Annotated in this window: 16 protein-coding genes; 5 read left to right on the top strand and 11 right to left on the bottom strand. The window is 65.6% G+C overall.

From position 1 onward, the window contains the following. Nucleotides 1-2: 2 nt before the first annotated feature. From ACGYLC_RS10260 to ACGYLC_RS10240, 5 genes are all read right to left on the bottom strand, one after another. Nucleotides 3-704 carry a 4'-phosphopantetheinyl transferase gene (locus ACGYLC_RS10260; RefSeq protein WP_394422878.1) on the bottom strand — a complete coding sequence of 234 codons (702 nt, stop codon included), beginning with the start codon at nucleotides 702-704 and terminating at the stop codon, nucleotides 3-5. Next, nucleotides 685-5,268: a MupA/Atu3671 family FMN-dependent luciferase-like monooxygenase gene (locus ACGYLC_RS10255; protein WP_394422877.1), complete on the bottom strand. Its 4,584-nt coding sequence runs from the start codon at nucleotides 5,266-5,268 to the stop codon at nucleotides 685-687. Before ACGYLC_RS10255 ends, ACGYLC_RS10260 begins: the two co-directional genes overlap by 20 nt. After that, entirely contained in the window at nucleotides 5,268-6,278 is a 1,011-nt protein-coding gene (locus tag ACGYLC_RS10250) for a glycosyltransferase family 2 protein (protein ID WP_394422876.1), read from the bottom strand. The genes ACGYLC_RS10255 and ACGYLC_RS10250 overlap by 1 nt, the downstream gene beginning before the upstream one ends. Then, nucleotides 6,275-12,712 (bottom strand): type I polyketide synthase, encoded by a 6,438-nt coding sequence (locus ACGYLC_RS10245; RefSeq protein ID WP_394422875.1) that lies wholly within the window; start codon nucleotides 12,710-12,712, stop codon nucleotides 6,275-6,277. The genes ACGYLC_RS10250 and ACGYLC_RS10245 overlap by 4 nt, the downstream gene beginning before the upstream one ends. A 169-nt stretch (nucleotides 12,713-12,881) precedes the next feature. After that, nucleotides 12,882-14,375: a hypothetical protein gene (locus ACGYLC_RS10240; RefSeq protein WP_394422874.1), complete on the bottom strand. Its 1,494-nt coding sequence runs from the start codon at nucleotides 14,373-14,375 to the stop codon at nucleotides 12,882-12,884. A gap of 150 nt (nucleotides 14,376-14,525) precedes the next feature. Between ACGYLC_RS10240 and ACGYLC_RS10235 the strand changes: the two genes are divergently transcribed. Then, on the top strand, nucleotides 14,526-15,272 hold the full coding sequence (locus tag ACGYLC_RS10235; protein WP_394422873.1) for a WecB/TagA/CpsF family glycosyltransferase: 747 nt from the start codon (nucleotides 14,526-14,528) through the stop codon (nucleotides 15,270-15,272). A 2-nt stretch (nucleotides 15,273-15,274) separates the two neighbouring features. On the opposite strand, the gene ACGYLC_RS10230 is transcribed toward ACGYLC_RS10235, so the two are convergent. The 4 genes from ACGYLC_RS10230 to ACGYLC_RS10215 are packed head-to-tail and all read right to left on the bottom strand — an operon-like array spanning nucleotide 15,275 to nucleotide 18,946. Further along, on the bottom strand, nucleotides 15,275-16,207 hold the full coding sequence (locus ACGYLC_RS10230) for a glycosyltransferase (RefSeq protein WP_394422872.1): 933 nt from the start codon (nucleotides 16,205-16,207) through the stop codon (nucleotides 15,275-15,277). Next, a complete protein-coding gene (locus ACGYLC_RS10225) occupies nucleotides 16,204-17,301 on the bottom strand; it encodes a glycosyltransferase family 2 protein (protein ID WP_394422871.1) in 1,098 nt (365 codons plus the stop codon). Before ACGYLC_RS10225 ends, ACGYLC_RS10230 begins: the two co-directional genes overlap by 4 nt. 38 nt (nucleotides 17,302-17,339) lie before the next feature. Next, nucleotides 17,340-18,365, bottom strand: a complete 1,026-nt coding sequence (locus tag ACGYLC_RS10220) for a diguanylate cyclase domain-containing protein (protein WP_394422870.1) — start codon at nucleotides 18,363-18,365, stop codon at nucleotides 17,340-17,342. After that, the gene (locus ACGYLC_RS10215) at nucleotides 18,362-18,946 is read right to left on the bottom strand and encodes a heme NO-binding domain-containing protein (protein ID WP_394400090.1); all 585 of its coding nucleotides are present in this window, start codon (nucleotides 18,944-18,946) and stop codon (nucleotides 18,362-18,364) included. Before ACGYLC_RS10215 ends, ACGYLC_RS10220 begins: the two co-directional genes overlap by 4 nt. 192 nt (nucleotides 18,947-19,138) lie before the next feature. Here ACGYLC_RS10215 and ACGYLC_RS10210 point away from each other — a divergent pair, with 192 nt between their 5' ends. From ACGYLC_RS10210 to ACGYLC_RS10200, 3 genes are read left to right on the top strand one after another with little or no spacing between them, the layout of a single operon-like run. Further along, entirely contained in the window at nucleotides 19,139-19,285 is a 147-nt protein-coding gene (locus tag ACGYLC_RS10210; RefSeq protein ID WP_394422869.1) for a hypothetical protein, read from the top strand. Nucleotides 19,286-19,327: 42 nt separating this feature from the next. After that, nucleotides 19,328-19,975 carry a DUF998 domain-containing protein gene (locus tag ACGYLC_RS10205; protein ID WP_394422868.1) on the top strand — a complete coding sequence of 216 codons (648 nt, stop codon included), beginning with the start codon at nucleotides 19,328-19,330 and terminating at the stop codon, nucleotides 19,973-19,975. Next, nucleotides 19,975-20,496 carry a DUF421 domain-containing protein gene (locus ACGYLC_RS10200; protein WP_394422867.1) on the top strand — a complete coding sequence of 174 codons (522 nt, stop codon included), beginning with the start codon at nucleotides 19,975-19,977 and terminating at the stop codon, nucleotides 20,494-20,496. The genes ACGYLC_RS10205 and ACGYLC_RS10200 overlap by 1 nt, the downstream gene beginning before the upstream one ends. A gap of 7 nt (nucleotides 20,497-20,503) precedes the next feature. Here ACGYLC_RS10200 and ACGYLC_RS10195 read toward each other — a convergent pair whose 3' ends face one another. After that, on the bottom strand, nucleotides 20,504-21,199 hold the full coding sequence (locus ACGYLC_RS10195) for an HAD family hydrolase (protein WP_394422866.1): 696 nt from the start codon (nucleotides 21,197-21,199) through the stop codon (nucleotides 20,504-20,506). After that, entirely contained in the window at nucleotides 21,190-21,474 is a 285-nt protein-coding gene (locus tag ACGYLC_RS10190; protein ID WP_271687853.1) for a DUF3572 domain-containing protein, read from the bottom strand. Before ACGYLC_RS10190 ends, ACGYLC_RS10195 begins: the two co-directional genes overlap by 10 nt. Before the next feature lie 98 nt (nucleotides 21,475-21,572). On the opposite strand from ACGYLC_RS10190, the gene ACGYLC_RS10185 reads away from it, so the two are divergent. Then, entirely contained in the window at nucleotides 21,573-22,964 is a 1,392-nt protein-coding gene (locus ACGYLC_RS10185; RefSeq protein ID WP_394422865.1) for a diguanylate cyclase, read from the top strand. Nucleotides 22,965-23,103 lie beyond the last annotated feature (139 nt).

Below are 23,103 nucleotides of genomic sequence, written 5' to 3'. Positions count from 1 at the left end.
GATCAAGCTCCTTTGCGATCAATCTGCCCAATTGCCACCCCGCTGACAAGGTGGCCCGCCACCGACGCAATCCGCCCCGGCAGCTTATCGCCGCGGCTAAAGCACTCAGTATCTTGAGTAAATCGCGCGTCGAAGGTGGTGTTTTGGGCAGATAGCGTGACCTCGAGCCGATCAAAGCCAAAGAGCGCCTGGGTCGCCGGGTACTGCGCCTTATAGGCCGCCTCCTTGGCGCAGAAGATGCGTTTTGCAGCGGCAAGGTCCGCACCGCCGAGGCGGGTGATTTCCGCCGGAAGGCAGATGTCGGTGAGCAGGTCTGCGGGCAGCGGGCTGTCGTCTTCGATATCGACGCCGAGGGTCTCCACCTCTGCACTGCGCGCCAGAACCGCGATGCACCAATCGGCACAGTGGCTGATGGAGCCGGTCAGACCCGGCGGCCAAATCGGCGCGCGGTCGGGGCTGGCCAGCACCGGCGCGGGCGAGTGGCCAAGCGCCTGCATCGCCGCCCGCGCGGCATGGCGTCCGGCGGTGAATTCGGCGACCCGTTTGGGCCGTGCCCGCGCGATGAGGGCGGCTTCGCCCGCCAGCAAGGGCGGATATGCCCTGCCGGGGCGGGTCACGGCGACGGCGACCGGCAGATCGAAGAGCGCCTGAACAGCCGCCCTGAGCTCGCCCTCCGCCGTCACCTCAGCCCCGCCCGCGGCCACGCGCGGCCCGCATGAGGCGGCGTTTCGACATGGTTTCCGACCGCGCGGGTGTCTCGGCAGCAGAGGGCGTCTCGGCCGGTGCGGCGGGCTTGCCCCCCAGCCCGTCGATATGTGCCGCCAGTCCGGCAAGGCTGGGGAAACGGAAGATATCGGTGATCGACAGGGCGCTGACGCCCAAAGCCGCCTTGATGTCGCGATGCGCCTGTACCGCCAGCAGCGAATGGCCGCCAAGGGCAAAGAAGTTATCCGCGCCGCGAATCTCCCCAACCCCCAGAAGCGCGTTCCAGACCTGCGCGATCGCCGCTTGGCTGCCGCCCGCGGGCGCCTCGGCCTGCGGGGCGGCATTCATCGGCGCGCTTTGTCGGGTCGGGGCGGGCAGCGCCTTGCGGTCGATTTTCTTGTTCGGCGTCAGTGGCATGGCAGAGAGGGTGACGATGGCCTGCGGCACCATGATATCAGGCAGATGCGCAGCCAATTGCCGCCGCGCGGCCTCGCTGTCCACCGTCTTTTCCGCGACCACATAGCCGATCAACTGCGCGCCGCCCTGCCCGGCATCCTCGCGCAGCAAGGCCACGGCTTGGCGCACGCCCGGCAGTTCGGCGAGATGCGCCTCGACCTCGCCCAGCTCAATCCGGTGGCCGCGGATCTTGACCTGCGCATCGGCGCGGCCCTCGAAATGCAACACGCCCTCGGGGTCCATCCGCACCAGATCGCCCGTGCCGTAAAGGTGGCCCCTGCCGGTGAACGGATCGTCAATGAAACGCGCCGCCGTCATCTCGGCCCTTTGCCAATAGCCCTGCGTGACGCCATCGCCCCCGATCCAAAGCTCCCCCGGTGCGCCGATGGGCAGCGGCTGCCGCGCGGGGTCGAGGATATGGACCTGCGTATTGGCGATCGGCCTGCCGATGGGCGCGGTGGTGGCCCCTGCACTGCCGAGCATATGGGTCGTGGACCAGATCGTCGTTTCGGTCGGGCCATACATGTTCTGGATCTGCGCCGAGGTCGCCGTGCGCAGGGCGCGCAGCAGGGTGCCGGGCAGCGCCTCCCCCCCGATCATCAGCGATTTGATCCGCGCCAAAGCGCCGCGCGCCTCGTCGTTCATCACCATCATCTGCGCCATCGAAGGCGTGCATTGCAGATGGGTCACCCCGTGGCGGATGATCTGCGCGGCGATGGAGTGGTCATCTGCCGCCGGTTGCCCGCCCGCATTGGCGCGGTGCAACACCTCGGCCAAGGGGGCAAGCCCCGCCATCACCTTATCAGTCGGAATGCCATAGTCGATCAGACAGGCGATTTCATCCACGCCGATCCGCTTGAGTTGCTCGGCCCGCGCCAGACCATCGGCCACGGTGCCAAACATGCCGCTGTCGTTGAAATAGCGCTGAAAGGCAAACTCAAGGATCGCATCCATTTCCTCGGGCGAGAGACCTTCGAGGTCGATCTCAAACGGATTCGTCGTGCCCGCCGGTTTCTTGAAGGCTGGGAAGGCCCAAGCGTATTGCTTGATCAACCCCGCCGCCGAGCGCAGGTAGTCCTTCATCGGCCCGCGCGCCGTCTCTTCGGCCTCGGCGCGGGTCTCGGCGAGATAGCTGTGCAGCATGACGGTGATCTTGTGGTCCGCCGGATCATGGCCTGCCGCGCGCAGGGCGTCGTGGTAGATCTTGATCTTCTCGGCAACCTCTTCCACGGACTGACCCAGCAGGTGGGTCAGCACATTGGCCCCGATCTCCCCCGCTTCCTTCCACGTCTGCGGATTGCCCGCCGTGGTCACCCAAATCGGCAGTTTGTCAGAGACGGGGCGCGGCTGGGTCACCACCGCTTGGGGCGTGCCGTCGGCGCGGGGGAACTCTACCGGCTCCCCGGCCCAGAGCCTGCGCAACTGGTCGATGGCGTCATACATCGCGGGCTTGTTTTCGGGCGGCGTGTTTTCCGGGCGCAGCACGAAATCATCGGGCTGCCAACCGCTGGCAATGGCGAGACCGACGCGCCCATTGGTCAGGTTGTCGATCACCGCCCATTCCTCGGCGATCCGCGCGGGATGGTGCAACGGCGCCACGCAAGACCCGGCCCGTACGTCGAGGTTCTGCGTCACCGCCGCCACCGCCGCACCGGTGACGGAGGGGTTCGGGTAAGGGCCGCCGAAGGCATGAAAGTGCCGCTCGGGTGTCCAGACCGCATTGAACCCATGGGCATCGGCGAATTTCGCCCCTTTGAGGAGCAGTTCGTATTTCTTCGGCCCGACGCCATCGTCATTGCCCCAATAGAACAGGTTAAAGTCGATCCTGCGGTCGCTCGTGGCAATCGGCCCGTTTGACATGAGCGCCCGGCTGTCATCCCCCGCCAGCACCAGTTTGAACCCCCGCGCGAGGGTCCAAAACAGTTCCAACACCGAAATATCGAAGCTGAGGCTTGTCACGGCGAGCCATACCGCCCCCGCCTCATGGTCGATCCGGTCGTCCATCCCGGCAAAGAAATTCGCCACATTCCCATGGCTGACCATCACCCCCTTGGGCGTCCCGGTCGAGCCGGAGGTGTAGATCAGATAGGCGAGGTCATCCGGCCCGGCGCTGGCGGCGGGGTTCGCCGCCGGTGCCGTGGCGATGCGCGGGTCGCGGTCAAGCTCAACCACCTGCGCGTCATGCGCGGGCAGGCTGGCGGTGAGGGCCGATTGCGTGACCACGATAGATGCGCCGCTGTCCGAGAGGTAATGCGCCAGACGGTCCGCCGGATAGGCCGGATCAAGCGGCACATAGGCGGCCCCGGCTTTCAGAATGCCAAGCGTGCCGACCAGCAGGTCCACCCCCCGTGCGACGCAAAGCGCCACCGGCATCCCCGGTCCCGCCCCCATGTCACGCAGCAGATGTGCCAATTGGTTGGCGCGGGCGTTCAATGCGGCGTAGCTCAGCGTCTTATCCTCGAAGACCAGCGCGGGCGCGTCGGGGGTGCGCTCCACCTGCGCCTCGAAAGCGGCGTGGATGGTCTGGGGGTCGTGGTCGCGTGCCGTCGCGTTGACGCGGGCCAAGATCCGCGCCTCGGTCTCGGGAAGCGTCCAGACCGCGCCGCAATCCGTGGCCGCGGTAATCTTGGCAAGGGCCGCCTCGAAGCGCGCGGCGAGGAGGTCGACCGCGGCGTCGGACAGCCGGGCGCTATCGGAACGAAGCCGCGCGCCCTCTGGGGTGAGGCAGAGGGTCAGTGCCGCCCCCGCAAGCGGTTCATCGTCAAAGGAGATCGCGAACTCCGGAGTGGCAGCCACATCAATCGCCGGATCGCGCAGCGGCAGGTCGCGGGCGAAACCGACGGCCCCCTTTGCGCGGCTGAGTTGGGGGTCCAGCTGAGCCAGCAACGCCGCCACCGGCGTTTCCGCCTCTGCCGTGATGGAGATCGGCAGCCAATCGGCGATAAGCGACGCGGGTGCGTCCTCACGCCGCAAGGCGATGCCGCCTTCAGTGGCCCCGGCGCTGCGCAGCGCGACGAGGGCGGCGGCGGCGACTTGGTGCAGCGGGTCGCTCCCCTGCGGCAAGGTGATCTCCCGCGCCACCCATGTGCCCGGCGTTTCGGCTACGGTGGCCAAGGGGACCGGCAGCGCGTCAAAGCCGGTCAGAGCGCGCCGCCAATATGCCTCTTCAGCCGGTGCCGGGAGCGGGCCAGCCGTTTGGGTCACCATATCCCCGAGGGCAAAAAACTGCGCGGGAGCAACGCTTTCGCCCGCCATATCGCGCAGGTCGTGAAGCGCGATATGCGCGTCCTGCGCCGCCACGATCACCCGCGCCTCATCGACCTCGACAACCGCGCCGGGCGTGCCGCCCCGCCCCTCCGCGCGTTCCACGCGGGACACGGACAGCACCGCGCCATCCGCGCCTTGAATTTTCGCCGTGGTCAGCGGGTTCCAATAGCTGCCGAAATCAAGGCCACGGACCAGCGCGCCGATCTCCTCCGCCGTCTTGCTAAAATCAATAAGCCCGCCGTTCTCGGGCCGTTTGTCTTTCGCGAAATAGCTGCGCTGGCTCAGGTCTTGGGCGGTGCCTTGCGGGCTGCCGCTTTCCAACTGGGCCAGAACCTCGCCAAAGCTCTCCATCCCGGCGGCGTAGCATTTGGAGTTGAGGCTGAAGGCCGTCTCATCGGCGGCGATTTCGACCTCTCGCTGCGCCAGCAGGTCGCCGGTATCGACGCCGGGGTCGATCAGATGCCAACTGACCCCATGCCGCGATTCGCCATTGATGATTGCCCAAGCGGGTGTGTTGAGCCCGGCATAGCGCGGCAGCGGCCCGTCGTGAAAGTTGACCGCCCCGCGTTTGGGCAGCGCCAGAACCGCCTCGGGGATCAGCCGCAGGTTGGCGATGCTCAACAGCCAGTCGGCGGCCAACCCCATCGGCAAGAGTTCCTCGGCATCGCGGCAAAGCGCCAGCCCCTGCCCCTCGGCCCAAGCACGCACCGCGGCGTCGCGGGTGATCACGACAGCGATGCGGTGCCCGCCCGCCAGCAGCATGTCACCGCAGGCGATGGTGAGGGATTCGTCGCCCATCAAGAAGGCGGTGAACGGGTCTGTCTTGAAGCTGACGGTCATCAACGGTCCTCCGTGGCGGGGCTACGGCTTGGGTCTTGAACGGCGGGGGCCGCGCGCCGCGCGGTGAGCGCATGGGCCGCAAGGTCGCGATAGAAACCCGGCGCGTCTTCCGGGCGGCGCCCGGTGAGCAGGCTGCGCAGATGGTGCAAGCCGCCCCCGGTAAGCCGCGCGAGGGTGGCCAGTGCGGCATAGGCGCGGCCATGGTTCTTGGCGAAATAGCGGTGGCGGCTGTCAAACCAATAGCGCGGCATCCGCCGCCATTCCTTCATCCCGGTCGAGACCGAGCCGACATGCACGCAGCGCGCCTGCGGCACATACCAGCAATCCCAGCCCGCCCGCGCGGCCCGCAGGCAAAGGTCAGTTTCTTCGTAATAGAGGAAATAGGCTTCGTCGAAGAGGCCGATCTCAGCCAGCATGTCCCACCGCATCATGACACTGGCCCCGGCCACCCAATCGACCTGCGCCGCCTGTGCGGGCAAGGGTGGCGCCACGACCGAGGCAGAGAGCAGCTGCGTCAGCGGGCCAAAGCGCGCGGCGGCCTCCAACTCTCCGGCGGCTGAGGGGAAACGAAAGGCCGTGGCATGGGGCATGTCATCCTCCCCGCGCACATGGCTTCCGGCCAATCCGGCGCGGGGGTGGTTTTGCAGATGATCCAGCAGCGCCCCGATACAGCCGCGGTCGAGAAAGGCATCCGAGTTCACCACATGCACGAAATCCGGCGCGGCCCCGTCGGACATCCCCGCCCGCATGGCAAGGTTGTTGCCCGCGCCAAAGCCGCCGTTGCGGGGCGATGCGATCAGCCGCACCCGGTTGCCCGCATCCCAGCCCCGCGCGGCGATCTCCTGCGCCAGAAGCGCGGCAGAGCCGTCGCCGCTATCGTTATCGACGATCACCAATTCGGCCCCCGCATCGGGCATATCGGCCAAAGCGGCCTCGGCCGCGCGCAGGGTCATCTCTGCGGTGCGGTAATTGAGGATGACGACGAGAAGGCGGGGCGGTCGCTGCATCATTCCGCCGCCGTGGCTTGGGTGCTGTCGTGGCCTGCGCCTGCGGGCAGGGCCGCCGCGATCACCTCGGCCAGTTCTTGGGCCAGCACGGTCACATTCGGGGCCAGCACCATGCTGACATGATCGCCCGGCACTTCGATCACCTGCAGGCGCGGCGCGTATTGCCGCCACTGGTTGTCCTCATAGACATATTCCTTTTCCGCGGTGACATACTGCCCGTCAGACACCGCCCAATGCCGATCCAGCGGCGGGCGGAAGAGGGTCATCGGCCCGTCCCATTGCGGCGTTTCATACTGCCCCACCGCGCGGAGGAACGCCGCCTGAATGCGCAAACTGTTGAAGGACACCCCCTCGCCCTCGCCGCCGGTGTCTTGCGGCGCCCGGCGCCGCGCACGCTCCCAAGCCCAGCGGTTGCGCGCCCATTCCAGCAGATAGGCCGGGCCTTTGCGCCGCAGTTCAGCCAGTTTGATATGTGCCTTGTCGATCTTGCTGAGCGACGGGCGCACGGGCAACGGCGTGTCGAGCATCGCCAGGACGGCCACCTCCTGCCCCGCCGCCTTCAACTGCTGCGCCATCTCATAGGCGGTGATCCCACCGCCGGAGTATCCGGCCAGCAGATAGGGCCCTTGGGGCTGCAACGCGCGGATTTCGGCGATGTAATCCGCCGCGGCGGCTTGCACCTCTTCATGGGGGGCCGCGTCCCCGATCAGCCCACGGGCCTGCACCCCATAGACCGGGCGCTCACTGCTGAACGGCAAGGCAAGGTGGCGCAGGTTCAACACATTGCCAAACATCCCCGCGACCACGAAGAGCGGTGTCGCGTCTTGCGAGGATTGGTTGAGCGGCACGAGGTAGTCAAAGCGTTGCTGAGGGGTGGCCGCCGCCGTCTGAGCCGCCTCCGCCTGCGCCAAATCCCCCCGCTCCGCCGCGATCAGCGCCGCGCATTTGGCGATGGTCGGTGCCTCAAAGAGGACGGAGATCGGGAACTCCACCTTGAACTCCCGTTTGACCGCCGCGAAGAGGCGCACCGCGATCAGGGAATGGCCGCCGAGATCAAAGAAACTGTCCTCTCCCCCCACGGGGCTGACGCCCAAAAGGTTCGACCAAATCTCGGCCAACCGCTCTTCAATCCCATTGCGCGGCGCCACGAAGGAGCCGTCGAGATCGGGCCGCTCAAAGCTCTGCCCTTGGGCTGTGCCATCGGTCAGCGGCGCATCGGCCTGCGCAATCAGCCCTTGCAGAGGCAGCGAGGAAACCATGACCTGCGGTGCCTCCAGCGCCAGCGCACGGCGCAGGGCCTCTGGCCCCTCCTGCGCGCGGATGCCTTGGCGCACCAGACGGGCCAGACGCTCCTCGGCGGGGCTGAGGCTTTCGCTGCTGTCGGCATCCTCAAAGATCACTTCGCGGGCGTCGGGCGGAGGCACCTCGGCAAAGGCCCCTTCGAGCCGCTTCATCGCGAAATCGCGGACCTCGACCAGAACAATGCCCTGCGGATCGGTGATCGTGATGTCGAAACGGGCCAAACCCTCGGCCCCCGTGCCCTCGGCCAGCCGGACATGCGAGCGGACCTCGGCTGGCAGCGGGGCGTGCAGCGTGATCTGCCCATAAGACAGCGGCACCCAGAGGTGGCGCGCGGCATAGCCGGGGATCAGCGCCATGGCCCAGCCGGTGGCGATGTCCATCAGACCGGGGTGCATCAGGTAGCCGTGGGTCAGATCGTCCTGCGCGGCCGCGGGCAGGTGCAATGTGGCGATGCCCTCACCCGGCCCGAGGGCGGTGCGTTGCAGCACATGCCAGCGCGGGCCGAATTTCAAATGCGCCTCTTGAACGGCAGGCAGATGGCTCCCGGCGGCGGCCTCGGCCACCTCCTCGCAACGGGCGGCGATGGCCGCGAGGTCAAGCGGTTCGGCCCTGCCGCCCGCCGGAGACAGCCGCGCTTGGACATGCAACTGCCACGCGGGCTTGCCGTCCACCACACAGGCGCTGCGCAACTCGGCGGCGAAACCTTTGCCCTCCGGGGTCAGGGTAATCTTGATCCTGCGCCGCGCCCCATCGGCCAGCGGCAGGGGGCGCAGGAAGTAGAGGTCTTGCAGGGTAAAGCCGTCCAGCCCCTGCGCCGCCGCTGCTTCGGCCAAAAGCTCAATATAGCCCGTGCCGGGCATGATCGCGCGGCCATCCAAGGTGCGGTGTTGGTCGAGCAGCCAATGTGAGGCTGCAATCTCGGTCGTGAATTCGGGCGCACCGCTATGGCCTGAACCGGCGGTTTCCAAGAGCGCCGCCTTGATCGGGCGGGCGGGCAGCGCCACGGCACCGCCACCTCCGCCAAGGCTCTCTGCTGCCATGCCGACATCGGCCCAAGCGCCCCAGTTCACCGCCACCACGCGGGTCTTCCCGCCGCGCCGCGATTGCGCAAAGGCATTGAGCCAGGCATTGGCCGCGACATAATCCACCTGCCCCGCCGCGCGGGTCGCGGTAGAGGTCGAGGAAAAGAGCACCATGAGGTCGAGCGTGCCATCGGGCAGCAATTGATCCAAGACCTGCAGCCCCTGCACCTTGGGCGCAAGCACGGCGTCGATATCCGCATCCGTCTTGGCCAAAAGCGGCGCGTCGTCCAGCACCCCCGCGGCATGGATCACCCCCGTCAGCCCGCCATGGCGGGCGCTCAGGTCGTCGACCACCCGGCGCATCTGCGCAAGGTTGGCGACATCCGCGCGGGCCACCTCGACCGCCCCGCCCGATTGCGCCGCCTTGGCCTCAAGCCGCAAGACAGCCCGCAGGCGGCGGGCCGTGGCATCCGCCGGGCCATGGCTGGCAAGGTAGCCGTCCCATTCATGGCGCATCGGGAGGGCCGCGCGGCTTAGCAGGATCACGCAGGTGCCGGGCGTCTCCAGAATATCCGCCGCAAGGGTCAGGCCGATGCCGCCGAAACCGCCGGTGATCAGGTAGCTCCCCTGCGGTTTCCAGCCCGGCAGATCGGTCTCGGGCAGCGCGGCGGCGCGGTAGCCCAGCTCATAGCGGCGGCCAGCACGGTGAGCGACTTGGAGGTTGGCAGGGGCCGCCAAAAGCTCTTCGATGAGGTCCGCAGGGTCGATCACCGGCGCGGGCGCCGCCGGTTTCGCGAACCATCCCGAAGGGGCCGCAGGCGCGGCCTCTGGCAGGTCGATCTGAGCCGCCGTCAGCCCCGGCACCTCGCGCGCCATGACCCCGACGGGGCCGGAAATCAGCGCTTTTTCTGGATAGGCCAGCCGCTCCTCTGCCAGCTGCGCCGCGCCGGTGGTGAAGACGCTGAGGTGCAGAGGCGCGGGGTTCTCGGCCTCGGCCAAGGATTGGGCGAGCCATGTCAGGCTCCAAAACCCCTGTTCGACATTGCGGTCAAATCGGCTGGAGCCGGGGCGCGGGGCGGCCTGATCATCGGTCAGCCAGAAATGCGCGATCCGGTCGGGCCTCTGCCCATCGGCCTCAAACGCTGCGATCAACTGATCATAGCCCGACCGCCCCTGTTCGGCGGCAAGCGTGAAATGATCGGCACTGACGCGGTCAAAGGTATCCCCCGCCGTGACCTCCACCACCCGGTGCCCTTCGGCCCGCAACCGTGCCGCGGCTTCGGCCCCCAGGCCCGCCGTATCGGCAAAGACAAGCCAGTTCAGCGGGCCGGAGAGGTCCAAATCCCGTTCGGCATAGCGCGGCTGCCAATGCGGCAGCGCGCCCCAGTCGCCGATATCCTCCAGCCGCTGGAGCGGTTGTTCGGCAGGGCGCGCCGCCGCCTCACCCGGCTCGATGAAATAGCGCGCGCGTTGGAATTGATAGGTCGGCAGCACCACGCGGTTGCGCCGTGCCTCGCCCCAGATCTGCGCCCAATCGGCCTCGACCCCGCAGGCCCAGAGCCGCCCGATCACCCCGAGGAAATAGGCATCATCCGCGATCTCTTGCTCGGGGTGGCGCAGCGAAGACATCACCTGCCCCGGGGCCACATCCGCGTGCATCTGCGCCAAGGCGGAAAGCGCCTTGCCCGGCCCGACCTCAAGGAAAACCCGCGGCGCATCGCGGCTCAGAGTGTTGATGCAATCGACGAAATTCACCGTGTGGCGCAGCTGGTCGACCCAATAGTCGGGGTCCGTCGCCATCTGCGCCGTGATCACCTCGCCACTGCGGTTCGACAAGAAAGGCATCTGCGGCGCGCGCAGATCGAGCTTACCGAGAAAGGCGCGGTAACGGTCGAGGATCGGATCCAACATCCGGCTGTGCGCGGCGATGTCGATGGCGATGCGCTGATGGTCGAGACCCGCGGCGCCGAGCCGCTTTTGCAGCGCCTCTAGCGCGTCTTCGGGGCCGGAGACGGCGATCAGTTCCGGCCCGTTCACACTGGCGATATCAAGCCCCTCGCCCAAAAGCGGCGTGATCCGGTCCAGCGGCGCGGCGATGCTGATCATCCCGCCCGATGGCACCTCGTCAAACAACTGCCCGCGCAGCAGAACAAGGTCGATACAGTCTTCGAAACCCATCACCCCGGCAAGACAGGCGGCGACATTCTCGCCCATGGAATGCCCGACCATCGCGGCGGGTTTCACGCCCCAAGACAGCCAAAGCTGCGCCAGCGCATATTCGACGATCATGATCAGCGGCAATTGGACCGAAGGGCGCTTCAGCTTGGCTTCGGCTGCCGCGCGGTCCTCAGGCTCCGGCAGCCAGACCGCGCGAATGTCGTAGTCGAGTTGCGGGGCCAGATGGGCCAGCCCCCGGTCCATCCATTCGGCAAAGACCGGCTCGGTCTCGTAAAGATCGCGGGCCATATCGGCATATTGCGCGCCGCCGCCCGGGAACATGAAGACAACCTCGGGGTCGGGGCCGAGGTGGTCATGGGTAAAGACACGGCGGCTGTCGCCCGCCTCCAGCAGAGCCGCGGCCTCCGCATGGCTTTCGGCCACCAAGACACGGCGTTTGTCGAAGCCGCGACGGCCCTCTTTCAGGGTGAATGCCACGTCGGCCAAGGGCTGTTCGGGATGGGCGCGCAGATGTGCCGCAAGCGCGGCGCTATTGGCGTCCAAGGCCGCTTTGCTGCGCCCCGAGAGGCAGAGCACATGGAAAGGGAAATCGCTGTCTTCCGAGGCCGCGCGGGCGGGGGCCTCTTCCAAGATCATATGCGCATTGGTGCCGCCCACGCCAAGCGCATTGACAGCAGCGCGGCGGGGGGTGCTTTGGCCGGGCCAGTCGTAGAGCCGGTCATTGACGCGGAAGGGCGAGCCATCAAAAGGGATCGCGGGGTTCGGTGCCTCATAGCCCAGCGAGGGCGGGATCTGCTGGTGGTGCAGCGACAGCGCCGCCTTGGCCAGCCCCGCGACCCCCGCCGCGGTGTCGAGATGGCCGATGTTTGTCTTGACCGACCCGATGCGGCAGAAGTCCTGTGCCTGCGTCTCGGCGCGGTAGGCCTGGGTCAGCGCCGCCACCTCGATCGGGTCGCCCAGATAGGTACCGGTGCCGTGGCATTCGACCATGCCGATGCTCTGCGCCGCGACGCCCGCATCATCCAGCGCGCGGGCGATGGCGGCGGTCTGCCCGTCCACCGAAGGTGCCAGATAGCCCGCCTTTGCCGCACCGTCGTTGTTCACCGCCGAACCTTTGATCACCGCCCAGATGTGGTCGCCATCCGCGACAGCATCCTCCAACCGCCGCAGCGCAACGGCGCCTGCGCCGGAGCCAAAGACGGTGCCCTGCGCGCGGTGGTCGAAGGCATGGCATTCGCCATCGGGCGAGAGGATCTCGTTTTCCTTGAACTCATAGCCGCGCCCCTGCGGCAGTTCGATCGTCACCCCGCCCGCCAGCGCCATGTCGATCTCCCCCGCGCGCAGCGCTTGGGCCGCGTAGTGGATCGCCACCAGCGAGGTCGAACAGGCGGTTTGCAGGTTGATCGACGGGCCTTTGAGGTCAAGCACATGGCTCACCCGGGTCGACAGGAAATCCTTGTCGTTCCCGGTATGGCGCAGCAGGAACATGCCCACATCGTCGACGAGGTCCGGGTTCGAGCAGATGTTGAAATAGAAATAGCTCCCCATGCCGCAGCCAGCATAGACGCCCACCGGGCCGGAGAGGCTATCGGGCATATGCCCCGCCTGCTCCATCGCCTCCCATGCGACCTCAAGAAACTTGCGGTGCTGCGGGTCAAGGATGGCGGCGTCTTTTGGCGAAAAGCCAAAGAACTCCGCATCGAACATGTCAAAGCCGGGCATATCGGCGGTGACGGGCACATAGTTTGGCCGGGCCATCCGCTCGGCGCTCTCTCCGGCGGCGCGCAGCTCTGCCGCGTCGCGGCGCTTGAGCGCGCTCACCCCCTCGCGCAGGTTCGCCCAATAGGCATCGATCCCTTCGGCGCCGGGCACCGTCACCGACATGCCGACGATGGCGATGTCACCGCGCGAAAGAGTGTTGTCCGTGCTATTCATTGCGACACATGTCCCACCGCCCGCTTGGCCATTGTGCGGCGCCTTCGAGGTTCAATTTAAGCTTCGGGTGAAGCATACAACAGGCAAATCTGGCGAAAATGAGCCGAGAAAGTGCCCCGAGGATACTTTCCCGCTAAATCGCTTCACAGCGCCGTGAACGGGACGCGGTTTAGAAAACCGTCCGCTTTGCGTTCAACGCGGGGGCGTCCATCCTGTTCCGCCCCTTGCGCGCCGCCGCCAACCCTTCGGCATGGCCAAGGATCGCCCCAGCCGTGAGCCAAGTAAGCGGCGTCAGCGTGGCATTGAGCAACATGTCCATCATGGTAATCCCAAGGATCAAAAGGAGTGGTGGAAGCCATGGGGATAGGCTCGCATCGCCCATCCGGTAGAGATGCAGCCCCACGAGGAAAATCGGCAGCGCCAGAAGGCCCATTTCGCATAGGTAGCCCAGCCAGCCGAACGTGCCGAAAACGATGATCCAGCGGCCATCGGGAATCGACAGGATATTGCCGTTCGTCGCATCGCGGATCAGGTTGCGCCCCCATCCGCCCCAGCCGAACCACGGTTTCTCGGCGGCCCGCGCCAGCAGTTGCTCTTCGTTCATGAAGCGGTAGCCAAGCGATTGCGCCCGGTCCGCGCTGATCGCCTCGGCCTGAGCGAGGATCGCGTCGAGCGGCACCAGACCGGCGTTGCGCAGCATCGGATAGATCACCGCCACGACGGCAAAGACCACCGCCAGACGAATTTGCCACCGCGCCGGGGCCAGCAGAACCATCGGCACCAGAAGCAGCGCATAGGCCTGCGAGGCAAGGCTCTTGCACAGCAGCAGAACCACGGCGAGATAGCCCGCCAGCAAGAGCATTTTCCAACGGTCGATCACCGGGGTCTGCCGCGCCAGCGCCACCGCCGACAGCAGCGCGATACAGATGAACAGCGCCAGCCACAGCGCATGGGGCAAAAACACGATGGGGCGAAAGCCGCCATCGCGCATCATCTGCTCGAAGGAGTGTTGGAAGAACCCGTAAATCCATGTGTTGAGCTGCGGTGAAAAACGGATCTCGAACAGCGATGGCACAGAGTAGATCAGCCCGCCCAGCATGAAGGCCAAGAGCAATTCCCGAAGCCCCTTTTCATCCGCAAGGAACTGCCGCGCCAGCAGGAAGGGCACCAGCATCAGCACTTGCCCGATCAGCACCGACCCGATGTCACGGATCGAAAGCCCCGGCAGCGTGTCGATGGGGAAAAGGATCGGCTCAAAGCCGCGGATCGACTGAAACAGGATCGGATCGCCATTGGTCAGCACCGTGGGCACCGCCGAAAAGACCAGCCCCAGCACCAAAAGCCCGGCCAGACGCGAGGCGGGCCAAAGCTGTAATTTCTCCTGCGTGCCCAGCCAGATGATCAGCAAGACGCTCAGGTTCGGGATCGACACTTTATCGAGACCCGGCACCAGCGGCAGGTTGAACTCCGCCAGCGGGGGCAGGAACAGATAGCCGCCAAGGATCGACCAGATCAGCGCCCGCTGAAGCGGCAGGTTGCGAAACAGGGCCAGGCAGACGAAGGGCCAGATCAGCAACATCAGATAGGCGATGGGATTTGGCATGACGTCCTTCGCGAAAGCCGCCTCGGGGCGCGGCAGGATGGGGCCGGGCGAAAATACCATCTGGCCCCAGCCCTGTCATCCCGCTAGTTTTGCGGCAGGTTCACTCTGGCGCGGGCGTGATTGGTAGATGGCACAGGATATCAATGGTATAGCGCACGAAGCTTATGTTCCCTCGCCTGCCATCCCCGGCGTGACGGCGGAGGGCGCGGCATGAAGTATGGCACCGGCCCCGCCGCCGTGGAGGTCAATGTGGCGACGCGGGCCGCATTGTTTCAGGCGCTGCGCGCGCGCTTTGCCACGGGTCAGGGATTCGCCCTTGCCACGCTCAACCTCGACCATCTGACCAAATTGCCCCGCGATGCGGGCTTCGCCGGCGCCTATCGCGCGCAGGATTTCATCGTGGCCGATGGCCGCCCCGTGGTCTGGCTCTCGCAACTCGCCAACCGGCCGGTCGAACTGATGCCCGGCTCCGATCTGATCCTGCCGCTTTGCGAATTGGCCGCCGCGCAGTCGCTGCCTGTGGCCTTTTTCGGCAGCGACGAAGACGCGCTGCAAGGGGCCGCAGTGGCCCTGCGGACCCGCCTGCCGGGGCTGAAGATATGCCATATCGCCGCCCCGCCCATGGGCTTTAACCCCGAAAGTGCCGAGGCGGATACCGCCCTGCGGGAGATCGCCCAAAGCGGCGCGCGCCTGTGTTTCCTGGCCCTTGGCGCGCCCAAGCAGGAGATCCTTGCCGCTCGCGCGCGCAACATTGCGCCGGGGGTGGGTTTCGCCTCGATCGGAGCGGGGTTGGACTTCCTCGCCGGGCGGCAGCGCCGCGCGCCGAAATGGATGCGGATGCTGGCTTTGGAATGGCTTTGGCGGGCCTTGCAGAACCCGCAGCGGATGGTGCCACGCTATGCCCGTTGTTTCGCGATCCTGCCACGGCTGACACTCGCGGCATGGCGGGCGCGCTAGGCTCACCGGTATTCGATGATCCGCCCGTCGCGGCGCATGTGGTATTTGAGCAGGCCCAAGGCTTCGGGGAATTTGCCCAGAAGGGTGAAAAAACCCCAAGCCGCCCCGCCCCGCCGCATCAACCGCAGCAGCTGCAACGGATAGATCAGAGCCAACCCAAGCCCGGCCCAAGGGAGCACCAGCGCCACGAGCAGGATCACGGCGGGCAGAAGCGCCCCCCAAAGCAGCGCGCGGCGCGTCTCGGCCACCCAATGCCGGTCCGGCCCGTGGCCATGCAGCGCGGCCCCTTCGGCAAAGGCATGGCCCGCGCGCAGGCTGCGCCGCCACCACTGGCCCACCTTTGTGATCTGCGCGTCATGCCATGTCATCTCGGCGTCGAGCCGCCATATTTGCCAGCCTGCCCGGCGCAGCCTTTGGCAAAGCTCCGGCTCTTCCCCGGCGATCATCTCGGCCCGGTAGCCGCCCACGGCCCGCAGCGCGTTCAACCGCATCAGCGCGTCACCGCCACAGGCCCGCGCCTCGCCCACGGGCGTTTCCCATTCGCGGTCGATCAGCCTGTTGTAGACAGAAGCCTCGGGGTTTTCCTCGCGCCGTCTGCCGCAGACCACGGCGACCTGCGGATGAGCGCTCAGATGGGCCTCTGCCACCGCCAGCCAACCGTCTCGCAGGATGCAATCCCCGTCGAGAAACTGCACCAGCGTGATCCCCTCACCCAATGCCGCCATGCCCGCATTGCGCGCCCGCGCGGCGGTGAAGGGCTGCTGCATGTCAAGCTCGACCACCTCGGCCCCCAGCCCCCGCGCCATGGCGACCGAGCCATCGGTCGAGCCGCTATCGACATAGACGATCTGCGCCACCTGCCCCGCCAGTCCTTGCAAGGACCGCTCTAGCCGCGCGCCTTCATTCCGGCCGATGACGACGGCACCGATGCTCATGCGGCATGCTCTTCACGCCAAGCGGCGACATGGGCGCTATAGGCCTCTGACGGCACCAGAAAGCCCGCGCGATAGAGAAGTTCGACCCGGTTCCAGCGCCGCGCATCCAGTGAGAAGAGCGACACATCAGGGTTCTGCCCGATCACCGCCATGCGCCGCGCGTCTTCGCCATGGGACAGGTTGCCCGCGCCCAGCGTCTCGGCATCCCGCGCGGCGGCGTCATTGGCGAATTTATAGTGTTTGATCACCGCCGTCATATCCGCCACCCGCACCCCCGAAGAGAGATGCGGATGCGGCGCGGGGGTGACCTCTGGCCCGTTGAAGATCAGCGGATGTTTCGTCAGGCAGCAGTTCTCACCAAACACCTTGCCGCGCACGCCGCCGAAGGCGAATTTCACCGCCTCGTTGGATAGCGCATTGTCGGCCAGCAGGGCGGCAAACGGAATCTCCGGACTGTGGTAATCAATTTTGCGCACCGCGCTGATGTCGTAGTAGAGGAAGGATTGCAGCGCCTGTTTGTAAGGCATCCCCGCCGCCGCCGCGAGGCTGGTTTTGGGAAACATCTCAAGCATTTGCGCGGCCAAGGCGGTATAGCCCTGCCGGTCGAGATAGGCGGTCAGCCCCTTGATGCCGATCTGACTGCGCCCTTCGAAATCGAAAATCTCGTCCATATCGACATAGAGACACCAGCGGTCCTTGCCATAGGTCTGCGCGGGGTATTGGCGGATCAGGTCTTCGTAGTCGGACAACGGCAGGGTGCAACGGTCGATCACGGTGCCCTTCTGCGCCTTGATCCGGGCAATGGTGTCATCGCGCGAGCCGTTGTCGATAAAGACGAAATGCTGCACGCCCATCGCGCGGTAATGGCGAAAGAAAGCATCGAGGTAATAGCTGCCGTCGCGCACCAAGGCGATCAGCACCACCTCGTCCGGAGCGGTGTCGAGTTTGCTCGGCCCATGCAGATGCTGCAAGGAGGCGGCAAAGCGCGCGCGGCGGCGGGCGTTGTGCAGGCGTTGGCGCAGGCGGCGGAGCAGATGTAGAGGCGATTTCATGCCCTTGTGATACGCCAGCCGATCTGCGCGGTCCACTGCCACCGTGCCCTTCCGTCCCGCCCCGCAGCGCCCCCGAGCGATTAGCCGCCGCCCTTTTCGACCGGCACGGCGCCCCTCCCGCCCCCCGGACGCAGGGCGTGGTCAAAGAAGGTATGCCGCGCCCGGCCTGCGTGTTTCGAGGCATAGAGCGCCGCATCGGCATTGGCCAAGACCACGTCGCGCGATCGCCGGTCCCCCCGCTTTATCCAAACCGTGCCGATGCTGGCCGAGACCTTGCAGACCTCCCCCTTGAAAGGGATGGGCTCTTCCAGCCGGTCGATGATCCGCTGTCCGATCCCGCGCAGGATGCCCTCGCTGCGCACATCGGGCAGAACCACGGTGAACTCATCCCCGCCCAAACGCACCACCATGTCAGAGCGGCGCGTCTCTTGCTGCATGATCCGGGCGACGACTTGCAGCACATGATCGCCCGCCGCATGACCCAAGCGGTCGTTCACCGCTTTGAAGTGGTCGAGATCGACCTGCATCACGGCAAACCCCTCACCAGCAGAGATCAACCGCGCCAGCACCGCGTTCAATGCGCGCCGGTTTTTCAGCCCTGTGAGCGTATCGGTAAAGGCCTGTTCCTCCGCCGCGATCCGTGCTTCTTGCAAGCGCAGGTTCAAGCGGCGCGAGGCTTCCATCGCGGCAGATTTCGCCTCCATCAGGTAGAGCATTTCGATCGCCAGATCGGTGGCGGCGAAATCGGCATTGGTCAGCGCATAGTCCTGCACCCCGTCGAAGATCGAAATCCCGAAAGAGAGGTTTACGATCAAACGCCGATCCCCCAGCGGCACCAGCAGGCCCTTCAACTCGGTCCGCGGGGCATCGCGAAAGGCGAGGTGCAGCTTGACCCCAGCAGCCCGGCGCAGGTCTTCCATCCCCGCTATGCCACGGGGCCGTTTGACGGTGACCGTATCGAGAAACCGCCGCCCTGCCAGCGGCGCCTGTGGGCGCAGTTTCTGGATCGTGGGCCCGGCGTGGCGGATCCTGCCGTTGGCCGAGAGCAGCAGATGCATCGGGCAGAGCTTATCGAGAACCGCCGGATCATCGCCTGCGCCACTCATGCCCGCGCCCCAAGCTCGAACCGGCGCCCTTCTGCGAATTCGGCCTCGACCAAAACGATCTTCACCGCCTCGACGCCTTCTGATCGCCCGCAATGTTCCAACAGCACCAGCGCGCCATAGTCATCAGCCATGGCGCGCAGAACCCCCATCATCAGATAGCCGTAGCCCACGAGCGGTGCCTCACAAATCAGGGAATACTGGCCATCGGGGTCTTCGCGCAGTTCGACCGGCGGCAGGTGCAGTTCCGACAGGGCAAGGCGGGTCCGATCCGGCAGATCATCAAGCGATTGCAGGAAATCGCTGAAGCTGACCCCGCCGAACCGCAGCAGGCGCCGCACGGCATCATAGCCCGGCTGCGCCACGAGGAAGGTGCCGACATCCTCCATCACCTCGGCCCGGGGCCGGTCCAGCACGGCACAGACCGCTTCGAGCACCGCCGGGGTGACGTGATCAGGATAGGTCAGCATCGCCTCGAATTCGGTGAAATCCAGCCCGGCCCGCGCGGCCACATCGGCCCAGAGCCTCTGCCCGTAATTGGCACAAAAGTAGTTTTGGATGCTGCGGTTGATAAGCCCGTGCATGATTGCCTCATTCCCATTTTCCCAACCCCAGATTGCGGGGGCAGTGGTTAAGATTGGCCTGATGAATACAGTTGTCGGGAAATTGTCTTGGGCGCGCCCCCTGCTGCAGGCGGAACCGCCGCCATATGCCGCGCGTTTGACAGAGGAAGGTGAGGCGATGCCCCGCCTCTCCCCAGCCCGAGGAGATGTACCATGAGCGATGATCCCAGACACCCCAAGGACGAGAATAAGACACCGCCCCAGAAACCTCAGGAAGACCTGCATCGGCCCGAGGCCACATTGGACGAAGCCCCCGCAGGCAGCCCCAACGCCGAAGAACGCTCGCGGCTTTCGGATTGATGCATTGGGTCCGACCGAGGCGGCCAAGAAGGGTTACGCACCATGCACAATGACGTCACAGCACCCCGGCAGCACAGCGCGCCGGGGTTTATGGTTTGTCTGGGCTGGGTGGCCATCCTTGGCTGTGTGATCTTCGCCGTATCGATCCTGATCGCGGATTTCGTGGTGCCGGATCACGACTGGATCGCCGACACGATCAGCGATCTGGGCGCGGGCCGTTATGAGTTCATCGTCGACATCGGCATCTATGCTTTCTCCGCCGCGCTCATCGCCTGCGCCTTGCTTTGCACCCATGTTCATTTTGGCGACCGGTGGTGGAGCATCGCCACCATCGGGCTCGCGATGCTGGGGCTCATTGTCTTTCTCATCGGCGCGCGCAACGAATACGGAGACCGCGATTCCGACGGCGTGGTGATCCATATCTACTTGGTCTACGCGCTCGGCCTGATCATGCTCGCCGTGCCTTGGCTGCTGTCGCGTGGGTTCGCCGATATATCAACTTTCCTTGCCAAATCGCTCAAGGTCATTTCGATTTTGTGGCTCGTCTCCGCCCCGCCCTTCTTCTTTCTGCCGACCGGAATCGATGGCATTTATGAACGTTATCTAGGTCTGATCGCCATGGCGATGGTGGTGCTGTTGGGGCGGTTCTTTATCCAGCGTGGCAGGGCCCTCAACGGGGGGCATGGCTGATGTTCTTTGATCACCTCCCTCTGGATATCCTTGCCCGGGCACTCATGCTTTCGGCCATCGCGCTAACTTGGGTGATCATCGTGGTCCGGGTCATCGGGCTGCGCACCTTCTCAAAGATGACCGCTTTCGATTTTGTCGCCACGGTCGCCACCGGCTCACTGCTTGCGGGGGCTTGTCAGGCCAGCACATGGCCGGAGTTCGCGCAGCCGACCTTGGCCATCTCTGCACTCCTCGGCGCGCAATTCGTCATCGCAAAGATACGGCAGGCTTCGGACAGCTTCGAGCAAGCCGTGCAGAACGAACCCGTGATCCTGATGCGGGAGGGTGAGGTTTTCGATGCCGCCCTCCGAGAGACCCGCGTCGCGCGCGCCGATCTGATCGCCAAGTTGCGCGAGGCCAATGCCCTGCGCTTTTCGGATGTGCGCGCCGTGGTGTTGGAGACCACGGGCGATATCTCTGTCCTGCATGGCGATACCTTCGAAGAGGGGCTCCTTGAAGGCGCGCGCATGGTCAAAGAATAAAGCGCTTTTAGGCTAAGCGCTGCGCCAGATGGCCGATATCTGGCAAAACCAGATCGGCATATGGGGCGAGGTCTTCCGCTGTGGCGGGGCCGGTCAGCACCGCGACCCGCAGCATCCCCGCCCGCCGCGCGGCCTCCAGATCGTGAACGCTGTCCCCGATCATCGCGACAGAGGCGGCGGGCAGCCCCACATGCGTGGCAAAGGCGTGCAACTGCCCCGGCGACGGCTTGCCCCCATGGCCGCTGTCAAAACCTGCAATAAAGTCGAACATATCGACCACCCCCGCCGCCCGCAAATGGGCGCGCGCAGGGTGTTCGGCATCGTTCGTCGCCACGCCAAGGCGCAGGCCCCGGTCGCGAAGCCCTTGCAGAAACGGCCTCAGCGGCACCGCCTCGCGCTGTGGCGCGGCGCTGGCTTCGGCATTGATGATGTCCAACAGATCCAAAGGCAGCCGCTCTGGGAAATGCGGGGCCAAGGCATCGACCACCTGCTGCGGCGTGCCCGCGATGGCGATACTGTCCGGGGCGAAACGGCGCGTGGCGAGGTCGAAGCCGATGCCTGCGCCCACCCGTGCGGCCAGCCCGCGATCGCCCTCGCAAACCCGCAGCAAGAAGGCTTCGGCCCAAGGCTCCCAAGTCGCGGCGAAGTCGAAAAGCGTGCCATCCTTGTCGAACAGCAGCGCTTTAACATTTCTTAAGTCCAATGCACCTGCTCCCCCCCGGGCAGCGCCGCGCGGGCTTGCATTATCCGCTCATAGGGGATCGCGAGATGATCGCAAAACCCGATCACCCAAGCATCGTCCATCATCAGGAAATCCAGCACGGCGCCCAGAAAAATAGGGTCGCTGGCCTGTGTTTTGAGGTCCGCCTCGGAGGCGCCGGTGCTGCCCAGAAACACCGGCAACAGATCATCATTCGCCGCCAGCCAACCCAGCGCCTGAAGCGCCAAAGTCTCAGCGGTGTCTTGGGTATAGGACATTGGAAAACCGTCTTTTGCTGGAGGTTGGAAACCCTTTGTTAACCATTAGGGGGCAAAGACTCTCGCATCAAACTGATTTGTACGGTGAAGGAGCTGTCGTGCAAGGGACCATCCTTATTGCAGATGCGATCGCGACCAATCGCATCGCCCTCAAGGTCAAGCTTTGTGCGGCATACTATCACGTCGTTCAGGCCGAAGACATGGAAGAGGCTTTGGCCTGCCTGCGGGAAAACCCGCCGGATCTGGTGATTTGCGCCCTGACGCTGCCGGGTGGCGGCGCGGCGGACCTGTGCCGCGCGCTCAAAGCCTCTCCCGATACCGCGCAGCTGCCGGTCTTGGCCATCGGTAATAGCGATCAGGCCGTGGACCGCTTTACCGCGCTCGAAGCGGGGGCGAGCGATGTGCTGCTGAAACCGCTCGATTGCACGCTGCTGTTGGGCCGGGCCCGCAGCCTCATCCGCGCCCGCAATGCGGCGGACGAATGGGAAATGCGCGAGGATACGACCCGCGCGCTCGGGCTGGCGGAGCCTGCGGCGGAATTCACCGCCCGCAGCCACTGTGTGATCATCCATTCCGACAGCGCGGTGAGCGTGAATTGGGCGAACCGCCTCCGCCCCCAGTTGCGCGCGCGCCTTACCCTCGCCACTCCGGAGGAGGCCATTCGCGCCGCCGCCAATGGGCCGCCTGACGCTTACGTTTTGGTCCTGCCCAATGACCCCGTGCCCGCCACGGCGGCCTTGCGCTTGATTTCGACCCTGCTGGCCAACGCCCAGACCCGCCACACCGGGCTGCTGGTGGTGCAACTGGCCCCCGATGCGGCGCTTGCCGCCACTGCCCTTGATCTGGGCGCGGATGATTTGATGACCGAAGGTTTCAACCCGGCTGAAATGGCGCTGCGCCTGCATGCGATCTTGCGCCGCAAGCGGATGACGGACCAACTGCGCGACACGGTGCGCACGGGGCTGAAAGCCGCCGTTTTCGACCCGCTGACAGGGCTGCATAACCGCCGCTATGCCCTGCCCCATCTGGACCATATCGCGGAACATGCCGTCGAAACCGCCCGCCCCTTTTCGGTAATGGTCGCCGATCTGGACCACTTCAAAGGGATCAACGACCGCTATGGCCATGCTGCGGGGGATTCCGTGCTGGTACAAACGGCGGAACGGCTGCGCAACAACCTGCGCGGCATGGATCTTGTCGCCCGGATCGGGGGGGAGGAGTTCTTGATCGTCATGCCCGGCACCGGCCTTAAGGATGCCGAAAAAACGGCGGCGGCCATCTGTGCCGATATCGGCAATCGCGGCTTTGTCGTTCCCGGCACACCCCAGCCGATCCATGTGACCATCAGCATCGGCCTTTCCGTCGGCCCTATGGAAGAGGACGGCCACCCGCTGTCGGCAGAAGCCTTGATGGCACGGGCGGATCGGGCGCTCTTTACGGCGAAAACCCATGGCCGGAACCGGGTGAATCTGAGCCGCCCCGCCGCCTGAGCTTTGGACTGACAAAATCGGCTGCTGCTGGGCGGCGGGAGACCCTCACTACGTTTGCGACGGCCTCTGCCTCTGCCTCTGCCTCTGCCTCTGCCTCTGCCTCTGCCTCTGCCTCTGCCTCTGCCTCTGCCTCTGCCTC

Origin of the sequence: Sulfitobacter sp. 1A12157 (assembly GCF_043557345.1) — a bacterium.
Taxonomy (GTDB): domain Bacteria; phylum Pseudomonadota; class Alphaproteobacteria; order Rhodobacterales; family Rhodobacteraceae; genus Sulfitobacter.
This window is presented reverse-complemented; position numbering and strand designations above follow the sequence as displayed.